Origin of the sequence: Ignavibacterium sp. (assembly GCA_032027145.1) — a bacterium.
In the GTDB taxonomy this organism is placed as follows: domain Bacteria; phylum Bacteroidota; class Ignavibacteria; order Ignavibacteriales; family Ignavibacteriaceae; genus IGN3.
This window is the reverse complement of the sequence record JAVSMP010000001.1, coordinates 1,564,679-1,583,868: the sequence shown is the minus strand read 5'-3', so window position 1 is coordinate 1,583,868 and position 19,190 is coordinate 1,564,679. Positions and strand designations below refer to the sequence as shown.

Annotated in this window: 17 protein-coding genes; 4 read left to right on the top strand and 13 right to left on the bottom strand. The window is 33.2% G+C overall.

Annotated elements, in window-relative coordinates; all coding sequences use genetic code 11:
• Positions 1-125 precede the first annotated feature (125 nt).
• Together gldC and ROY99_06515 are read right to left on the bottom strand one after the other, a co-directional pair.
• Positions 126-464: a gliding motility protein GldC gene (gldC, locus tag ROY99_06520; protein MDT3696031.1), complete on the bottom strand. Its 339-nt coding sequence runs from the start codon at positions 462-464 to the stop codon at positions 126-128.
• A gap of 10 nt (positions 465-474) precedes the next feature.
• Positions 475-831 (bottom strand): thermonuclease family protein, encoded by a 357-nt coding sequence (locus tag ROY99_06515; GenBank protein ID MDT3696030.1) that lies wholly within the window; start codon positions 829-831, stop codon positions 475-477.
• A gap of 66 nt (positions 832-897) precedes the next feature.
• On the opposite strand from ROY99_06515, the gene ROY99_06510 reads away from it, so the two are divergent.
• Positions 898-1,434 (top strand): hypothetical protein, encoded by a 537-nt coding sequence (locus tag ROY99_06510; protein ID MDT3696029.1) that lies wholly within the window; start codon positions 898-900, stop codon positions 1,432-1,434.
• 43 nt (positions 1,435-1,477) lie between these two features.
• On the opposite strand, the gene ROY99_06505 is transcribed toward ROY99_06510, so the two are convergent.
• The 4 genes from ROY99_06505 to ROY99_06490 form a co-directional block, all read right to left on the bottom strand.
• On the bottom strand, positions 1,478-2,194 hold the full coding sequence (locus ROY99_06505) for a hypothetical protein (protein MDT3696028.1): 717 nt from the start codon (positions 2,192-2,194) through the stop codon (positions 1,478-1,480).
• A gap of 31 nt (positions 2,195-2,225) precedes the next feature.
• On the bottom strand, positions 2,226-2,600 hold the full coding sequence (locus ROY99_06500) for a GxxExxY protein (protein MDT3696027.1): 375 nt from the start codon (positions 2,598-2,600) through the stop codon (positions 2,226-2,228).
• A 54-nt stretch (positions 2,601-2,654) separates the two neighbouring features.
• Positions 2,655-4,046: a class II fumarate hydratase gene (gene fumC, locus ROY99_06495; GenBank protein ID MDT3696026.1), complete on the bottom strand. Its 1,392-nt coding sequence runs from the start codon at positions 4,044-4,046 to the stop codon at positions 2,655-2,657.
• Between the two features lie 176 nt (positions 4,047-4,222).
• Positions 4,223-5,380: a HAMP domain-containing sensor histidine kinase gene (locus ROY99_06490; GenBank protein MDT3696025.1), complete on the bottom strand. Its 1,158-nt coding sequence runs from the start codon at positions 5,378-5,380 to the stop codon at positions 4,223-4,225.
• A 465-nt stretch (positions 5,381-5,845) separates the two neighbouring features.
• On the opposite strand from ROY99_06490, the gene ROY99_06485 reads away from it, so the two are divergent.
• Both ROY99_06485 and tdh read left to right on the top strand, forming a co-directional pair.
• Entirely contained in the window at positions 5,846-6,259 is a 414-nt protein-coding gene (locus ROY99_06485) for a hypothetical protein (GenBank protein MDT3696024.1), read from the top strand.
• A 123-nt stretch (positions 6,260-6,382) separates the two neighbouring features.
• Positions 6,383-7,417 carry an L-threonine 3-dehydrogenase gene (gene tdh / locus ROY99_06480; protein MDT3696023.1) on the top strand — a complete coding sequence of 345 codons (1,035 nt, stop codon included), beginning with the start codon at positions 6,383-6,385 and terminating at the stop codon, positions 7,415-7,417.
• A gap of 203 nt (positions 7,418-7,620) precedes the next feature.
• On the opposite strand, the gene ROY99_06475 is transcribed toward tdh, so the two are convergent.
• On the bottom strand, positions 7,621-8,751 hold the full coding sequence (locus ROY99_06475) for an ATP-binding protein (GenBank protein ID MDT3696022.1): 1,131 nt from the start codon (positions 8,749-8,751) through the stop codon (positions 7,621-7,623).
• A 319-nt stretch (positions 8,752-9,070) separates the two neighbouring features.
• Here ROY99_06475 and ROY99_06470 point away from each other — a divergent pair, with 319 nt between their 5' ends.
• Positions 9,071-9,346, top strand: a complete 276-nt coding sequence (locus tag ROY99_06470) for a UPF0175 family protein (protein MDT3696021.1) — start codon at positions 9,071-9,073, stop codon at positions 9,344-9,346.
• 22 nt (positions 9,347-9,368) lie between these two features.
• Here the strand turns inward: ROY99_06470 and ROY99_06465 are convergent, their stop codons facing one another.
• Genes ROY99_06465 through ROY99_06440 form a run of 6 tightly spaced genes read right to left on the bottom strand, consistent with a single transcriptional unit; the run spans position 9,369 to position 19,185 of the window.
• Positions 9,369-12,044 (bottom strand): DEAD/DEAH box helicase family protein, encoded by a 2,676-nt coding sequence (locus ROY99_06465; protein ID MDT3696020.1) that lies wholly within the window; start codon positions 12,042-12,044, stop codon positions 9,369-9,371.
• Positions 12,041-13,192, bottom strand: a complete 1,152-nt coding sequence (locus ROY99_06460) for a PDDEXK nuclease domain-containing protein (protein MDT3696019.1) — start codon at positions 13,190-13,192, stop codon at positions 12,041-12,043. The genes ROY99_06465 and ROY99_06460 overlap by 4 nt, the downstream gene beginning before the upstream one ends.
• Before the next feature lie 2 nt (positions 13,193-13,194).
• Positions 13,195-14,850: a site-specific DNA-methyltransferase gene (locus tag ROY99_06455; GenBank protein ID MDT3696018.1), complete on the bottom strand. Its 1,656-nt coding sequence runs from the start codon at positions 14,848-14,850 to the stop codon at positions 13,195-13,197.
• A 6-nt stretch (positions 14,851-14,856) separates the two neighbouring features.
• The gene (locus ROY99_06450; GenBank protein MDT3696017.1) at positions 14,857-16,617 is read right to left on the bottom strand and encodes an AIPR family protein; all 1,761 of its coding nucleotides are present in this window, start codon (positions 16,615-16,617) and stop codon (positions 14,857-14,859) included.
• Between the two features lie 56 nt (positions 16,618-16,673).
• The gene (locus ROY99_06445; protein MDT3696016.1) at positions 16,674-18,995 is read right to left on the bottom strand and encodes an AAA family ATPase; all 2,322 of its coding nucleotides are present in this window, start codon (positions 18,993-18,995) and stop codon (positions 16,674-16,676) included.
• A complete protein-coding gene (locus ROY99_06440; protein MDT3696015.1) occupies positions 18,988-19,185 on the bottom strand; it encodes a hypothetical protein in 198 nt (65 codons plus the stop codon). Before ROY99_06440 ends, ROY99_06445 begins: the two co-directional genes overlap by 8 nt.
• Between the last annotated feature and the right edge of the window lie 5 nt (positions 19,186-19,190).

Sequence of the window (19,190 nt, the reverse complement as noted above, 5' to 3'; positions counted from 1 at the left end):
TTTCAAACAGATTTTTTATCTCTCTTAAACCAAATGGTCAGTAACAATCAGTTCAACAAACAATAAATTTTTCTTAAGAACTGAATTTGAAATTTCTCTTCCTGTAAACTCAGATTTTTTAAGACCTATTTCTTTTCAAACAGCTTAATCTTAGCTGCAAAGTTACTGGCAAAATCATCAAACATTTTGGCAGTATCATTATTGCTTGTAGATTTTCTGTATGTATCGCCAAGTTTAAGTATCATCTGATAAAAATGCATATTCATATCATCAACCAGCATATCTTTTGTCCACAGATCAATTCCAAGTGTAAGATTATCCTGCTTATCCCACAAAGAAAGCATCATTGTTTTTGCTTCCTTCATTCCTTCAAACTCGGCATCATCAGCCTGCCACATAATTTTTTCGGGCATCTTTTTTTCATCAATTTCAACAACAAATTTTATTTCTGATTTTCTTGTCATAATTTTTTCCTTAATAATTTTTATAGACGGCAAAGCCCTCTTTCACCATTTTATCATTTATGTTAATGAACTTTCCTTTGTTATCCTCAAACCAGATTTCTGCAAGGTATCTGCCGAACTTTTCTTTTCTATCTTTTATAGTTTGAATAAACACTTCCCTTCCTGAAATAATGCTTCTTAAAAAGTCACGGCTTTTTAATCCGTCATTTCTTTCTTTACCCTTTATTTCCGGTGCGTTTATTCTGCTTAGTCTTATTTTTTCTTTTTTAATCCAGGTATGTAAACCCAAATCAATATCAACAGTGCAGGTATCGCCATCATAAACGTCAACTACAATAGCTTTATAATGATAGAGAACTTTTTCCATTTTTCTTCCTTTTGTTTTCTGTTATATGAAACTATTTTAGAGCTATTAAAAATTAAAGGAATGTTCTTGAAACTAAAAATCTTTTTGTCAGCAATAATAATATTTTCATATACCGCGTTTTCTCAGACTGATTTCAGTGTCGGTGGTTTTATTGGCGGCGGTTCATTTAAAGGCAACTCTACTTCTGTGGGCGGATTTACAGCCAGTCTTTTTGCAGAGGCAGATTTCCCGATTTTTCAGGAAGTCTTTCCGAGATTAAGCTTTGTTTTTGTTAAAGATTTTAATGCACTGTTACCAAATACCAAGCAGCCTTATAATCCATATTTATTGGGAATGTCATTAAAGGGAGTTACAACTCAATATTTTGATAGTAAAATTTTTCTTGAAGAAGGTGTAGGATTCTTAGCTCTTAATGACCGCACATTTAGCGATACTGATGTTTGGGATTATGGGATCGTACTTTCAATTTCAGTGGGATATGATTTAAGGAATTTTGATCTGAAAGGATTTAAGATCAGTGTTGGAGCAGAGTATGGATTAACATTCTTTCAGACACTTCCGCAATATTCATCTATCCACTTGCTTGCCCATTATACAATCTGATTTCTTAAGCAAAATAGCTAGATAATCTGTTATTACATATCTGTTATTTGAATCCGGAAAAAAGTTTAAGATAGTTTCGTTCCTCATTAAATGGAGAGTTATATAAGCATATAATTGTAAGACAAAGTGCATAAACAAATGCAAACTTGCACATTATACTTTCTATCGAAGATATTATTGAGTAATTATTAAAATACATTAAAGTAAATCCCAGCAGCACTGGCAGACTGATAAAAATATTTCCAGATAATAAAATCCTACCGATTATTCTTTTCTTTTTTTCCTGATGTTTTCTGATGTACACAATTAAAAATATAATAGAGATAAGAATAGGCAGGTAATAAAAGAATCCGAAAAGATCTCCAAGCGGATAATGATAAGCTGCGTATATTACAGTGCAGCTTGTTACTTCAAATTCTGGAATTACAAACGAGTAATAAATTGAAAATAAAATTGCCGGAAGAAAAATTAACCAGCTTTTAAATGTAAGAGCAGGATTATGAGTAAGTGAAAGAGTAAGTATCAGATTTAATGGCGGTAAAAACGAAATAATTATGAAAGCAAAGTATGGATAAAATGAATTTTGTAACTCAATCTGGCACATTAAAAATTCCATTGTCTGATAAGCAGCGAGTAAAGTAATCATAATTAAGGCTATTACGTTTACTCTGTTTTTTTTAACAAACACCAGCAAATTAAAGAGTAACAAAAACTCAATACAGGCAAGAAGTAAGGATATTATTCCGTTCCAGTTTTTCATCAAAAATCCTTACACCGAGAAATACAGAGAATTATAATACATATCTTTTTATTCCGTCTTTAAGTCGTGTTACATTAAAATTAATCAGAAGACCAATTTTCTTTTCAGAAAACTTTAAATATGTAAGAACTTGTGCAGTATGAATCGGAGCCAGTGCATCAATAGATTTTAATTCTACTATTACTAAATTTTCAACAAGAATATCAATCCTATAACCAGCATCCAATTTTATAGATTTATAATTAATTGAAACAGGTTTTTGTCTTTCAAATAAAATATTATTTTCACTTAATTCATGGCACAAGCATTCTTCATAAACTGATTCAAGCAAACCAGGACCAAGATTTTTATGTACTTCAATCGCACATCCGATAATTCGACTAGTTAATTGATCAGAATCTCTAATTTTAACTCAGTGTTTCTCTGTGACTCCTCTGTGGAACTCTGTGTAAGGATTAACTTACTTTCCAGGTCCAACCATTTTTTCCGGTCTCACAACTTCATCAAATTTCTCAGAAGTAAGTAAACCAAGGTCCATCGCAGCTTGTTTTAATGTTGTATTTTCTTTATGAGCTTTCTTTGCAACTTTAGCAGCATTATCATAACCAATGTGCGGATTTAATGCAGTAACAAGCATTAAAGAATTTTCAAGATGTTTTTTAATGTTGATAATGTTTGCTTCAATTCCAACCACACAATGATCTGTAAAACTTTCACAAGCATCAGAAATTAATCTTATTGAGTTAAGGACATTAAAAATTATTACCGGCTTAAAAACATTAAGTTCAAAATGTCCTGTTGCACCGCCGAAATTAACAGCCACATCATTTCCAAACACCTGTGCACAAACCATTGTTAAAGCTTCACTTTGTGTTGGATTCACTTTGCCGGGCATAATTGAACTGCCGGGTTCATTCTCAGGAAGATTAAGTTCACCTAAACCACAGCGCGGACCTGAACCAAGAAATCTTATATCGTTTGCTATTTTCATCAAAGAAGCAGCAAGAGTTTTTAATACTCCGCTAAACTCAACAAGTGCATCGTGTGCTGCTAATGCTTCAAACTTATTTGGAGCTGTAACAAATTTTTTACCTGTAATTTTTGCAATGTGTTCAGCGGATTTAACTGCAAATTGAGGATGAGTGTTTAACCCTGTTCCAACTGCAGTACCTCCTAAAGCTAATTCATATAATCTTGGCAGCGAGGCATTGATTCTATCCAGACCATTTGATAACATTTGAACATATCCGCTGAATTCCTGACCAAGTGTTAATGGAACAGCATCCATCAAATGAGTTCTGCCGATTTTAATTATATCCTTAAATTCTTTTTCTTTAGCTGCAAGTGCATCACGAAGTTTTGTAACCATCGGAATTAATCTTCTATGAATCTCCTCTACTGCTGCGATGTGCATTGCTGTTGGAAAAGTATCGTTTGATGATTGAGCTTTATTGACATCATCGTTAGGATGAATTGGTTTTTTACTCCCCATTTCACCACCTGCTAGTTCTATTGCACGATTTGAGATTACCTCGTTTGAATTCATATTGGTTTGTGTACCGCTGCCGGTTTGCCAGACAACTAAAGGAAAATGTTCATCAAGTTTGCCTTCAATTACTTCATCTGCAGCTTTTACAATTAGATCAGCTTTGTCTGAAGGAAGAGTGCCGAGTTCTTTATTGGTTAATGCAGCAGCTTTTTTGAGAATACCTAAAGCACGAATAAGTTCACGCGGAAATCTATCTCCGCCTATTTTGAAATTCATTAACGATCTTGCAGTTTGTGCGCCGTAATATTTATCTGCAGGTACCTGAATTTCACCCATTGTATCTTTTTCAATCCGGTAACTCATGATTAACTCCAGTATAAAATTTTGGAAAAATTATTTATCTAATGATTTAAAAATACTACTATTTTATTTTAGATATACTTTATCCAGACTTAAAATAATTTTGATGAAATTTAGTCAACTACTTATGATAAATGAAGCAAGATTAAATTGGTTTGAAGGCTGCGGCAGGAAAATACTTACTCAGAGAATTTTTTAGGTAATTCGATTATAAACTTAGTCTGATTTTCTTCATCTGAAATAAAACTTACTTTCCCCTTAAGATAATTTTCAATCAATAGTTTTACACTGTAAGTACCAATGCCTCTTCCCTTTTTTGCTTTGGTACTAAATGAGCGGTTAAATATCTGCAGCTGAATATGCTTTGGAATAACCCCATCATTAGAAACAACAAAACGGACATTATCGCCGTAATCTTTTGCAGTTAAAGAAACTTTACCGCCCGGATTGATTGCCTCAAGAGCATTCTTTATAAGATTACCCAAAGATCTGATTATAAAATGATGATCAGTTTCAATTATTAATGTATCCTCGGGATATTCACAAACAAATTCTTTTCCTTTGGTAAGAATATTATCCTGATAAAGCTGATAAGTTTTTTCAAGAATATCTTTTACTGTATCTACTGCAGGATAGATAATTAAATTGCCTGCTTCGGCATTGATTAAATCCCTTTGAGCCTGAATTTCCTGAATTAACTGCTCAGAAATATTCTGAAGTATTACAGTATATCTTTCCAGATCTTTGTTAATATCAGCCTCGGAGATCATACCAGATATACCAAAAATAATTGAAGCTGTATTTAATACATCATGAAAAAAAATCCTTTCTAAAAGCTCCCTGCGTTTTTCACTTTCAAGACTTTTAACTGACAGAACTACATATTCCTTATCCTCGTAATTCAGATTTGAGATATAAGTTCTAAAATCAATTGTTGTTTCAAGCCCATTATTATTCACTTTTATCGCAAATTCATTCTCATAATTTCCTGGTTTTATTAATACATCAGAAAAAGTTTTATTTACACCACATCGAGAGCAATACTCAGTTTCACCACATATATTTTTTTTTCTTAAAGCATACACACATCCAAGTGCTTCACCAATTTTTTTTGCTGCTACATCAATTGTAATTATATGATTAAAAAAATTTTTTGCTTTATCATTATAAGTAACTATTTGCCTGTCTTTATCAAGAATCAAAACAGGATCAGGAAAACATTCAAGAATTTGTTTTATGACCGGATCATGAGCTATTCCGTTATTAGACTGTGGTTGGATAGGAATCAGATTGGAAGTCGGATTAAATGATTCTATGTTTTTTATTTTTGGCAGCATTCATCTGTTTCCAACTATTAATATTAATTTAGTTTGAATTGGATATTAAACGCACATTAATTTTTAAACTTATCTAATTAACTATCGTTTTAATCCATAAAATGTTGAGTTATCAAGGATGTTTTTCTTACAGGAATGATTATTATGCCAAAAAAAACGGAAAATTTTTCAATCTCTCATATAAATTATTACTGAGCATTTACCAGTTATTTATCTTTACTGAAAAATTAAGCCATATATATTCGAGGGAAGTTAAGAAAACTTTAGCCAGTGCCTTATAATTAGAAATTGATTAGAACTTTTATCTGATTTGAGATGATTTTTGTGTGCAGAATCAATGAGATTTATATTTCCATAGCGTTTTATATAAAAAATGATATTTTAGTAATAGAAAATTTGAAGGCATAATAGTTGTGAGGCTACATTGATTATTTCTACTATCTAAAACTTATTTTATAGGATGAAATGAACATACCCTTAATTGACCGAAGCAATTACCTAAAAGGCTTATTAATAACCGCCAGGCTTGATAAAGAATTAAGCTCAAAAGAAAAGGAAATGTTAAAGACTATTTCAGAAAAATTAGGATTCGCATCAGATTTTTTTGAAGAAACAATCAGAAATCTTCTCACAAACAAATATATTGATTCCGACCCGATTGTTTTCTCGGATAAAAGTATAGCAACCTCTTTCCTTCAGGATGCGATTAGTTTAGCTTGTGTTAATAAACTTGTTACAAAAGACGAAATTGAATGGTTAAAAAGCGTAGCTTTTGTAAACGATTTGAACTCAGACCTTATCGAAAAACAAATCAGTCAGCATCAAAATATTAAAGGATCGTTTTTAAACAGAGAGTTTGCTCTATTTTCAATTATTTGATTTATCTCTGAATTTTATTTTTAGATTTTTTCTTTGTTGATTTCTTACCTAATCTCTAATTTTGGTTAGATATTTTAAAAAAGTTTAACCATTATTATAATTCATATCTCTAAGGACCTTACCATGAAAAAAATGAAAGCCCTCGTTAAAAAATATGCTAAACCCGGTATCTGGATGGATGAAGTTCCTGTTCCTGAATACGGACCAAATGATGTACTTATAAAAATCCACAAAACTTCAATTTGCGGTACTGATATTCACATTTATAATTGGGATGAATGGGCAAAAAAAACTATTCCAGTTCCAATGCATGTCGGACACGAATATGTTGGAACTGTTGAAGCATTTGGCAGCAACGTTCACGATGTAAAAGTTGGTGAACTTGTCAGCGGAGAAGGACACATTGTTTGCGGAACCTGTAGAAATTGCCGTGAAGGAAGAGGTCATCTTTGTCCGAACACAAAAGGAGTTGGAGTTAATCGTCCCGGATGTTTTGCTGAATATCTCGTAATTCCTGTTTCAAACATCTGGCATTGCGATCCTAAACTTCCGAAAGAAATATTTTCAATATTTGATCCGCTTGGAAATGCAGTTCATACAGCATTATCATTTGATGTTCTTGGTGAAGATGTACTTATTACTGGAGCTGGTCCTATCGGAATAATGGCGGCAGTAGTTGTAAGACATTCAGGTGCTAGAAATGTTGTTATCACTGATATGAATCCATATCGTTTAGAGCTTGCAAAAAAAATGGGAGTTACAAGAGCTGTTGATGTAACAAAAGAAAAACTATCTGATGTTGTAAAAGAACTTGGAATGGTTGGCGGTTTTGATGTCGGCTTGGAAATGAGCGGCAGTATTCATGCTTTCAACGATATGATTGATGTAATGTATCACGGAGGTAAGATTGCATTACTCGGCATTCTTCCTGAACAAGCTGGCATCAACTGGGGAAAAGTTATATTCAACGGATTAACTATCCGTGGTATATATGGTAGAATGATGTTTGAAACCTGGTTCAAGATGCAGGCAATGGTTCAAAGCGGTTTACCTATTAGTCCAATCATTACTCATCGTTATAAGGTTGATGATTACATAGAAGGTTTTGAAATTATGAAATCGGGTAATTCGGGAAAAGTTATTTTGGATTGGATGTAGTTTTCTCACACCCTGAACATTTTGTTCTGCGGTACATAGTATCCCTTAATGTTTGTTAGTTAATTCAGCCAAAGGCTGATGAGCCACTGGCTCAAAAAATTATTGGCGATTCAAAAATATTGAAATTGAATTAGAAGTGAAATGAAAATCAGGCAACAAAAAAGTCAGGGATGACAAATATCTACTCTGACATTAAATTTGCTCTAAACAATACCCAAAAACTTCTCATAATTTTCTTTAGTAATTATTTCAGATTCTTTCGTACTATAAGCTTTCAGGAAAGTAAGCGGGATTTTCTTTTTCTTATTGACATTCCAGGAAAACTCATAAGCAAATAATTTATTTTCTTTTTCTTCAATGTAATCAATTTCCTGTTGCTGTGACGTTCTCCAAAAAAATGTTTTTGCATCAATATTCAAATAAGAATTCATTTTAAGCTTCTCAGATACCAAAAAATTTTCCCACAAAGCTCCTTTATCATTTCTTGAAGCAAGCGAATTAAAATTTGAAACAAGTGCATTCCGAATCCCGGTATCATAAAAATAGACTTTTCTCATCTTCGTAATCTCCGTTCTGACACTTCGACTAAACGGATGCAGACGGAAAATAACAAATGCTTTCTCAAGAATGTCGAGGTATTTGTTTATGGTATCTTTATCTATCCCGACAGTTCCTGCTAACTCATTATAAGAAACTTCGCTTCCAATTTGCGCAGCAAGAGCAAGCAAAAGTTTATCCAGCACTTCAGGTTTACGAACCCCCTGATAGCTTAATACATCTTTAAAAAGATAACTCCGTGTCAGATATTTTAACAGATTTTTCTTTTCATTAGGATTGAGAACAACATCCGGATACATACCATAAAGTATTCGCTCTTCCAAAAGTCTATTTGTCTCCAGCCAACCAAATTCACTACTCAGTTCTCTCATTGATAATGGATAAAGAGAGTATTCAAATTTTCTTCCTGTTAATGGCTCATTGATTTCATTTGATAATTCAAATGCTGATGAACCGGTTGCAATTACCTGAGCACCCTTTAATTCATCCACAAAAAGTTTTAACGTGATGCCAATATTTTTTACTCGCTGAGCCTCGTCAATTAATACAAGTTTTTTCTGTCCAACAACATTTTTAAGTTTTGTTGAGGTTGCATCAATTAATAGCTCTCTTATATCCGGCTCATCACAGTTGAGATAAACTTCCTGGTCAGAAAATTTTCTACCAATCTCTTTTATAAGAGTAGTTTTACCGACCTGCCTTGCACCATAAATTACGATGAGTTTTCCCTTGAACAGTCTGGATTCGATTGAATCCTGAATTTCTCTTTTAATCATTTTTTTATCCTCAATTCTGGTCTCAAACATAAGATATTTCGATTACGATCACAAATTCTTATAAGATTTTTCGATTATGATCGCTTATTGTTATGGATTTGCTAAATCAACTAATCAAAGGCAGGAAGAGAAACGATTAGGAGACTATCATTATCTGGTATCCGGTATCCCCCAAAGGGGCAAGCAGTATCTAGAACATTTGGTTCTACGGTAAATAGTATCACTTCCAAATTGCTAATGAAAATTATTGGCGGCTTACAAATAATGAAATTGGTATAGAGGTGAAATTGAATGTGAATTTCCTTATTTTAGAACTGTTATGAAAACATTAACAATACATCTTCCTGATAAATTTGATCTTTCTCCTAAAGAAACAGTTACTCTGCTTGCTGCTAAATTATATGAATCCGGGAAACTTTCCCTGGGACAGGCAGCAGAACTTGCAGGTTATTCTAAAAAAACATTTATGGAACTGCTCGGCAACTATAATGTTTCTGTTTTTAACTTCCCACCCGAAGAACTAGATAATGATATAGCTAATGCAAAAGAATATAATAACAAAATAAATCTAATCTGTATCCAATCAATATATTGATAATATACTTTAAGAATTAATATTAACTTCTTTCAAACTGCTCAACCAGATGCTTAAAACTCATATTCGTTTGCACAGCGTTATGTGGAATTAAAACATACTTCCAGGGCTTCCCTTCATTAGCAGAAGTATATTCAGAGGCATATTTACAATATTCAAGTGCCGCTCTTGCTTTATCTTTAACCTCATCATCACTCATTGCGTCTTGTTTTTTTGTTTCTATAATGAAAATTGAATCCTTACTTTCCACAACAAAATCAGGATGATATTGTTTTGAATTATGCGCCCAATATATTCTAAACTGATTGTGTGCCGGTCTTAACCATTTTTCAACATCGTTATCTTGTTCAAGAATTATTGAAAAATCCTTCTCTGTTTTTGAATCAAATTTATAAAGCAGATGATACGCTTTTCTGAATCCTGCAAATATCTTCGTTGGAATTGCTGAGGTTGGATTGACTGTTTCTTTATAATCGTATATCTGGTCCTGAGAATATTTTGAGTAATTGTGATCCTCAATCTTTGTAAAAGCTTTTACATCAATAACAGGTTTTTCAAACTCCGGAGCTTCTACATAAAAATGTTCCATCAACTGCTGATAGATGAACCTTCCAATTTCAGATTTATGATATTGCACTACACTCTCTACATCACCCTCATTCAAATACTGTCTGAATTTATTAGTTGCACTGTTAGCAAGCCTGAATAAAAACTCAGCTTGTTCATCATAGTCAACTTCTGGATAGTTTATTAATTCGTTGACAATTAAATTTTCAGGTGAATCATTTTTAATCCCTCCAAAATGATTGCCGGCAATAATATCAATTTCCTGCTCGCGCAAAGTCTTCCTTAATATTTCTTCAGATACGGGTTGATAATTCAGGAAGTTCGTATCAAGTTCAAAATCTTTGAATCCTGTTTTAATTACTCCTGTTGGTTGGATTGTAATACGAGGGATTTCAATTAAATTTTTAGTGAATTCATCTACAACCGCATCATAATGGTCTGTGAATTCCTTAATTCTTTCATCAACAAACATTGATTGCTGAGGATCACTCATTATCCTTTGTTTGAAATTATCTACAGCAACTTTTCTCACTTCTTCTTGTTTCAGATCAGTTACATTTCTTACTGCTGTATTAAGGGTTGGGATGGTAGTGTAAATATCTTTTTTAATTTCAAGTTTTAATTTTTCTTCCTGCTTCTTTTCAGGTTCAACTATTGCTTCAATTCTTTTCTCTTCTTCCTGAATATGTCTTTCAAAACTTGAAGTGGAAGTAACAACTTCTTTTGGTCTTCCGAGTTCTAGCTCATCAATTACGATAACATTTTCCTGTTTAATAATTGAGTCTGGTTTATTTGCTTCATCAATTATCTCCTGGAATTTATCGTGTGATACTATAGTCAAAGTATCTACTTTTTTTGATCCGGTTTTTCTGCCAAATGGTAAACGTAATCCTCTGCCGATGGTCTGTTCTCTTAAAGTAGTTGAAGCTGCTGTTCTCAGAGGTACTATTGTATAAAGGTTTGTTACATCCCAACCTTCCTTCAACATATTAACGTGAATTACAATTTCTATTTTATTGTTTGGGTCTTCTAATGAAAGAAGCTGCTGAATGTTCTCTTCTTTTTCTTCTCCACGTTGACTTGAGTGGATTTCCATTACTTTATCTGCATATCTGCCATCAAAGAATGCTTTTGATTGGATAAGCTGCCGAAGCTGAGTGGCGTGGTCTGTATCCTTAGCTACAACCAGGACAAAAGGTTTTACTAACTTTGTTTTACTATCACGATAGTAAATATCTAACGCAACTTTTGTGTCCTCGTGAATGCGAATGCCATCTTCAAGTTTGATTCGATCCAATTCTTCTACTTGATACTTGCTCGGATCAAAATCTTTTCGTGTAGCGACTGCTGGCTCCTTAACAAAACCATCACGAATTGCTTTAGCCAACGAATATTCATATACAACATTCTTAAACTTTATTGTATTGCTGCCTCTTTCAACCTGTGGTGTGGCAGTTAGCTCTAATCCAAGAATCGGTTTTAATTCATTTATCACTTCCATACCTCTATCAGCGCGGTAATGATGTGATTCATCCATCAGCAGCACTAAATCATCTAAACCAACAAGGTATTCGAAGTAAGATTCGCCAAGATATTCTGAGAGCCTCTTTATACGCGGTATATTTCCACCCCTGGTCTCAGCATTTATCTTGGAAATATTGAATACATTTATTCTTATTTCAAATTGATCAAAAAGTGTTTTTGCATATTGATAATTATCACCAGTTACAATGACTGGTTTGTTATGAACAAACTCGCCAATTCCCTGAAAAACATATTTCGGATGTGATGAATCAGAAAAATCTGTAATCAGTTTATTATAGATGGTGAGATTTGGTGCAAGCACAAAGTAGTTTTTAATTTTCTTTTCTAAATAAAGATAAGCAATAAACGCACCCATTAAACGGGTTTTACCAACACCAGTAGCAAGAGCAAAACATATTGAAGGAAAATTTCTTTCAAAGTCCGTGCAGGTTGGATAAGAGCTTTTTACTTTTTCTAATTCCTGTTCAAGATTACAATTCTTTTTTAGTTCAAGCCTGTCCGCTAATTCAGTTAGAATAAATAAGCTGTCTTCCTGTGGCTTTCTTAAACTTAATCTGTTGCGAATGTATAATGTATTATTGCTCACCGCTTCCCCTTTAAATAATTTGACCTGGTTTCAAAATTCAATTTTTCTTTCATTATCTCATTCTTTAGCTCATCTTCGGTAGGCAGATACGGGATGTATCTGGAAATAAAAATCTGTTTCTGCTTCGGCGGCAAAGTATATTTGATGACTGCATTATTCTTCTCTGCACAGAGTATTATGCCGATAGTTTCATTTTCTTCTTTCAATTTGATTTCTCTATTAAAATAATTCACATACATCTGCATCTGACCTATGTCCTGATGAGTTAATTTTCCGACTTTAAGATCAAAGAGTATATGGCTTTTAGTTAGCCGGTTATAAAAAACAAGATCAATATAAAAATGCTCGCTATCGAGTGTAACTCTCTTCTGACGGGAAATGAAAGAAAAACCCTTACCTAACTCCAATAAAAATTTTTGCAAATGGTCTATCAATGCTTTTTCCAAATCTGCTTCATAATATTTTTCACGGTTTTCTAACCCAAGAAATTCCAGTACATAGGGGTCTTTAATTAAATCATTTGGTTTATTGATTATCTGACCTCTTTTTGCCATCCTTAAAACTGCTTTTTTATTCTTACTTAATGATAAGCGTTCAAAGAGGAGAGAATTAATCTGACGATCAAGTTCTCTTGTGCTCCAATTAGAGTTTGCAGCTTCGTTCATATAAAATAATCTGGCTTTTTCTTTTTCTAATTTGAGTAAGATACGGTAATGAGTCCAGCTCAGTTCCGGACGAAGATAATTTTTTAGTTCAATAGATTCGTGACGGGTTGCGTGAGGAATTACCTGTTTTGAAGTAACAGATTCTCCACTCAATGCGTGGAGTTTTGAATGTTCCAATTCGTCACTCAATGCGTGACGAATTGGAAAACTCAAGTAGAATAATCTAAAATACTTGATATTACTCTCCGTAAATCCCCTTCCAAAATCTTTTGTTAATCTTTCCGATAATTCTTTTATCAGATAACTGCCGTATTCTGCCCGCTTTTTTCCTTTTTGTTCCTCTTCTACAATTAAACGCCCTATATTCCAATAGGCTTCTACTATTAGAAAATTAACTGCACGAAAACTTCTGCTCCGGGCATCGTCAATAACCTGCTTTATGTCATTATAAATATTTTTGGAAAGACTTTTCTTTGATGACATTGTTACACCTGGTCTTCATTTGTAAATAAACCAGGACTGCTGTCCTTTTCTGTTTTCTTTGCTTTCTTTTCCGGTCCTTTGGGAACAAACTCAGGCTCGTTTTCATTTCTCGGCATTGAGATAATATTTAAGCTGTAATCTTCTTTGCCAAATTCACACTTGCCTAAAAGCATTTGTGGTATTTTTTTAATTGTGATGTTTGAATATCTGTTTTCACAGGGTTTGGAGAATTTCTTACAGCAAATAAGCAAGCTTTCGTCAGGCTGCATTTCTTCGTGAATATGATCCAATTTTTCAACAGTAATAAATTGAGTTGTTGTATAAATAAAATCTTTCTCTGTTGATTGTCCTTGCTTCCAATAAACCTCTTCGCTTGGTTGATAGTTGAAGTTATTATGCTTTGCCATTGCCGCTGCAAGCATATCAGCATTATATTTTTCTTCTATTATCCAGTTGCCATATTTATCCTGCTTGAGTAAGCTCGGTGCAAGGTAATAGTATTTGAAACCACCACCGCCTTTCCAATTAACAGCCTCAGAAATACCACCCTGATCAGCGCCGTCACAAACTTTTTGTAAACGAGGAATACAATGAGTATGACAATGGTCGCCCAACTCAATTCCAATCCATCTGCGATTCATTTTATGTGCTACTGCCGAAGTTGTGCCAGAACCAAGAAATGAATCTAGAATCCAATCGCCATTATTGGAAGATAGAGTTAAAATTCTCTGTAATAGTCTTTCAGGTTTAGGGGTAGTAAAGACATCAGTTTCGATAATTTGTTTGACTTCACGTTTAGCTTCTTGATTGTCGCCAACTTCTTCTCTTAACCATAATGTCATTGCCGTAACACCTTCTTTGACTTCAGATAAGAACCTTTTAATTCTAGGAACATTATCCCCATTCTTGCCGAACCAAATTCTATTATCCGTTACTAATTCTAAGAATTTTTCTTTTTTGAATCTCCAACAATAACCATCAGGTGGTAATACTTTTCGACCACTCGGAGTGATAATTTCATAGACTTGCGATGGGACAATTGGACCAACATCAATTCCACCAGATGCCCACAGCCCTCTCGGATCTTCATCTGGATTTTTATAGTTTTTTAATTGTTCTGCACGTCTCGGAATCTGATTTAGATTAAAACCATAACTATTTTTACTATATACCAAAATAGCGTCGTGACTTCTTGAAAGCGTTTTCTTCAAGTTTATTGGCGAGAATGCTCTTTGCCAAATTACTTCGTCAACAAAGTTATTTCGTCCGAAGATTTCATCACAAAGAACTTTAAGATAGTGACTTTCATCAGCATCAATGGATATCCATATACTACCGTCCTCACTTAATAAATTTTTTAGAATTTCAAGACGAGGTTTCATCAAGCTCAACCATAAAGAATGTTCCACTCCATCATCATAATGCTCAAATGCATTCCCTGTATTATATGGAGGATCTATATATATGCATTTTATCTTGCCAGTAAAATCCTGTTCAAGAGCTTTAAGAGCTAAGAGGTTATCACCATAAATTAGCATATTTTCACTATTCTTATCACCGTAGGACTTTTCTGGATCTTCAATTAAAATGCGCGGTTCAAGCTTTGGCTGCTCGTCTTTGCCAATCCAGGTTAATTCAAGTTTGGGTTTGTGGTTCATAGTATTCTAATATTGGTTGTGCTTTCTAAATAACTCATAAGATTTTTTTAATAATGATTTGAATTGATTAATGTTACCTGAATTTGAAAGAAATTTTTTACGTCCTTCAACAGATTTATAAAAATTTCTTGGCTCCAATTCACGTTTTGGTAGCATCTTCATATAAATATTATAACGCAACTTTGAATATTTTATTATTCCATTTCTAAACTCTGGACTATCAATAAATTCAAGCCATTCCCTGCCTGTTCCTGTGTATACTTTTTCTTTCCAATTCTGAATCTGCTGGTATATATCAACTAATAAATACCAGGACACATACAAAAAATATTCCTCTTGCTTTTTGGTTATTTCCCAGGAAAAATGTCTATGGATTAAGAAATGTAAATTCCAGCATTCCACATAATTATATATAATATGATCCACGCCTTTTGATAAGGGTTTTTTAATTAATGATGCGGGGAATGAATCATCATATCTTTTTTGTTCTTCAAAAAATGTTTCAATCTCTCCCGCAATTCCTTCATCTGGCTTTCGATACTCACATACATAATAATACAATGCTAATTTCGTCATAAAAATATTATTCGGACTTGAAATTTTTCCCTGATCACTTCGCTTACGATAATATCTGTAACTTGTACCTAGTTCATCAAGTCTATTTTCCAACATAACCTGGCGAGGATCAGTCGAATGAAGATCCGATGATTTAATTTTATTTTGAGTATTGAGTGCCGCGATAATGTCGATACTCCTTTTGTAAGTTTCTGCATCTTCATATGGTAACCTGTAAATCCTTACCAGTAACTTTGTTGGATTATTTGAGTTTCTATCCTCATCAAATGCTTTATAAAGTTGAGTCACTGTTTGCCCGCCATTTACTATCTGAGGATTTCTAATGCTGATGACTGTATTCTGTGCATTTATATCGATCCAATCAGCAAAAACAATTATTCCATTGTGTTTATACCAGAATAATGTAGGATCTTCTTTATAACTTCTTCGAATGGCTTTATTGATTGTCGATTTATCTCCAACTGATTCACGCACGTTCTTTTGCAAAAATGTATTGATATCAGTTGCGGAATTAAACCAGCTTAAAATTTCTTTCGCTTTAATGTTACATACTATTCCTTCAATATTATTTCGATCCTTACCTATCTTCATATATTCACCAGCTTCAATTTTCAGAGACTTTTTACCTGTATGGGGAACATAGCCGTGTTTTATATCATAAATAACTCCCTCAAGTGCAAATCGATCAATAAAATTTATCTCGGCATTTATTTCCCAACTTCGATTACTTAAAATTTTATCCAAGTATTCTTGTGATTCAGCCCTAACCTTTTCAGTAATCTCATTGGTAGTGAGCCATATTATTTCCAGGTAAAAGTTATCATTCTTTACTTCTCTACGTAAACCGTTAATAAACTCTTCAGCAGATTTATTAGTGTTTTCAGCAACGATTGTTTTTTCAATTTTTTGTAGTTCTTGTTTTATATTAGCAGAACTTTCTTTCTGACTCTTAATGTGATACTTTGATTGAATGATATAAAAAGTATTACCTTCTTTGAAATAACAATCAATTCCACCATCATTACGACCATCAACACTGAATGTACTTTGAAATTCTCCTTGGGTCATCCTGAAGCGAGCATACATATAAAACCAGGACAGATTTAATGTCCTGTCAACTGTATTTCGAATTTTTTCAATTTCTTTTTGAAATGCAGAGAAATCTTCAGGTTCAATTTTTTTAAGGTTCATTTACTTTTCTCTCTAATTAAATTAAATTTTCTTTAGAAGTATTAAGTCACTACTCTCTAATCGGCAAAAGGATGTAATCGCTTTTTGCTGCAACCACATTCGTAATAACTCCCTGATCGTTTTCTGTAGGGGAACTCGCCACAATCAGCGCAAATTAGTGCATCAGCAAAAGTGATTGTGTTATTAGCTAAAATACGAATATCATCTTCAGAGAAATGTTCGCCAATAGTATTAAAGTGGCACCCTACCTCATTACGAAGTTGACTATCTTCTGGAAGCACATTAAAACAGGAGGCTAGTTGAATTTCTTGGTTAGTGTCCCCCTCATTAACAATTTCAACCTTCAATCTTCTTTTCAAACTTGAGTCAAATGCTCCCATAAACTCACCTAAGGTGTAAAATGGATCGGCCTTTCTTGGAAGTTTACATCTGTACATCAAAGCTAAATTATCTAAAATTAACTCAAGAAAAATTCCAGATTTGGAAGCTACAATTTGTTTATCCATTGGTTCTTGGCTAAGATAATGATTCAACTCTTCAATGTACAACTTTGTTTTGGTATGTCTTATTCCTCTATCAAAAGTCCATCTTAGTAGCTCAACTGTCTGTACGTTATTTCCTCCACCATATCTATATTTATCCCTCCACACCTGGTAATGAGTTGTAATTATTGTGTGTTGAAAATGTCCAAGTTCACCCTCCAACATTCTTAAGAATCTTGTAAGATGAATCTGATCAGCAGATGTAATAACATCATCAAAAATCAATATAGTGTCTTCGTCGCGGAAAAGTTTTGCTAGAGCAATGAATAGACATATACCAAGAGTATCTAAATGCGATTCACTATAGTAGGCTTGTGGTAAAATATCATCCTGATTTTCAAACATAGCTTTTAGTTCTATTGAAGCACGTCGTTCGGGAGTAAGTTTAATCCTGCCAATATTTTCATTTGGATGAATATTAGAATACATTCTATCAATATCATCTGAAATAAGTTCAAGTAATCTTTTTACATAGAGCTGTCGTTCTTCAACAAATATATCATATAATTCAGTAATCTTATTTTTCATCAATGCCAAATGTTCAGCAGTATTCCTCTTTTGTTCAATAGTGTTTAGATGGTTGGTTATAGCGTTTATCTGATTCTTATTCGCGATCAATTCATCTTTTTTATTATTCATCAATGTTATTGATTCTTCAATTTTCGTTAAAAGTGAAGATGTTACTTCTATTTTTTCTTCAATTGTATTTTGTGAGGATTCATCTAAGGCAGAGTACTCTGATATTTGGAATTGATTATCGACTAATTCTTGAGGAGTAAAATCTCTAACTGATCGATATAGTTTACTTGCAGATTCAATATAATCATCCTGGTATCTTTGTAATTGAGTCTGAGCTGAATTTTTTCTCCCTTCAAGTCTGATCAGATCGTTTTTTAATATAACTAAATCACTTTTTGAAGTTAGTCTGCTCTTAACTCGTTCCAACAAGTCACCCCTTTGTACAGATTGTTCACATACTGGACAATTTTCTAAAACATTAGTAAGCTCTATATATTTTTCCGCATCATTTAACAAGTCAATCAAAAGTGAGATATTTTGCTCCATCCCAACAGCTTTATTTTCGAACTCACGATTAGTAGCATTAAATAACTCTGCTACCTCAGTAACAGAATTAACTGTATTGTCAAATATCTGTTTTTTAGATTTAGTCGAAGAAGTTAATTCTATAATATTTTTATAACGGGATATTTCGCTTTCTAATTCTTCAGTACTACGTGAAATTTTACTTTGGGCCCAAGTTAGATAATCATCATTCTGTTGACCTTCCAACTGCCAAAGGTTTTTGAGCGCTTCTTCGGCTTCCACCAAAGCATTTGTGGAATTTTCTAAATTTTCTTCATTTGATTTCTTAAGTTCATTTATAAGATTTTCTGTTCTTTCACATTTGGGTGTTTCAATAAATGATTTAATCGCTTCATATCTTTTATTAGGTTGTGCTGAAATAAACTCCTGAATTTTTTCTCTCCATAAAATTGAAACTCGGGGTTTATTATCAGGGCCTATTGTAGTTGGTTGAAAATTATTTCCAAGACTCGATTGCCATTGATTATGATGATACTGTAATGATACCTTAAAATCTTGTCTTCTTTTTCTTAAAGCAATTAAATATTTTCCTTTCTGAGTTCCAACACTTTTTGTCTCTAAAGAACCAATTTTATTATTACACACTATATCAAAAGCATCAACAATAGATGTCTTGCCAGTTCCATTTTCACCATAAATAACTGTTAGATTTGTTCTGGGCTCAAAATCAATAACAATTTCGTTCGTAGCTCCTTTTAAGGATTCCAACTTAATGCTCTGTAATTTACTCATTACCACCCCCATTAGGTTGATTGTCCAGTATAATTTTATTTTCTAAATATAAAATAAGATCCTCTGTTGTCATTGAATTGTTCAAAATTTTTGTTCGAAAAGTTTCAAGATCATCAGGTGTGAATAATTCTGCGCCTTGGATTTTATCAGAAATTCTTGTTAATAATTCCTGGTCAGGATTATCATTCATAATTC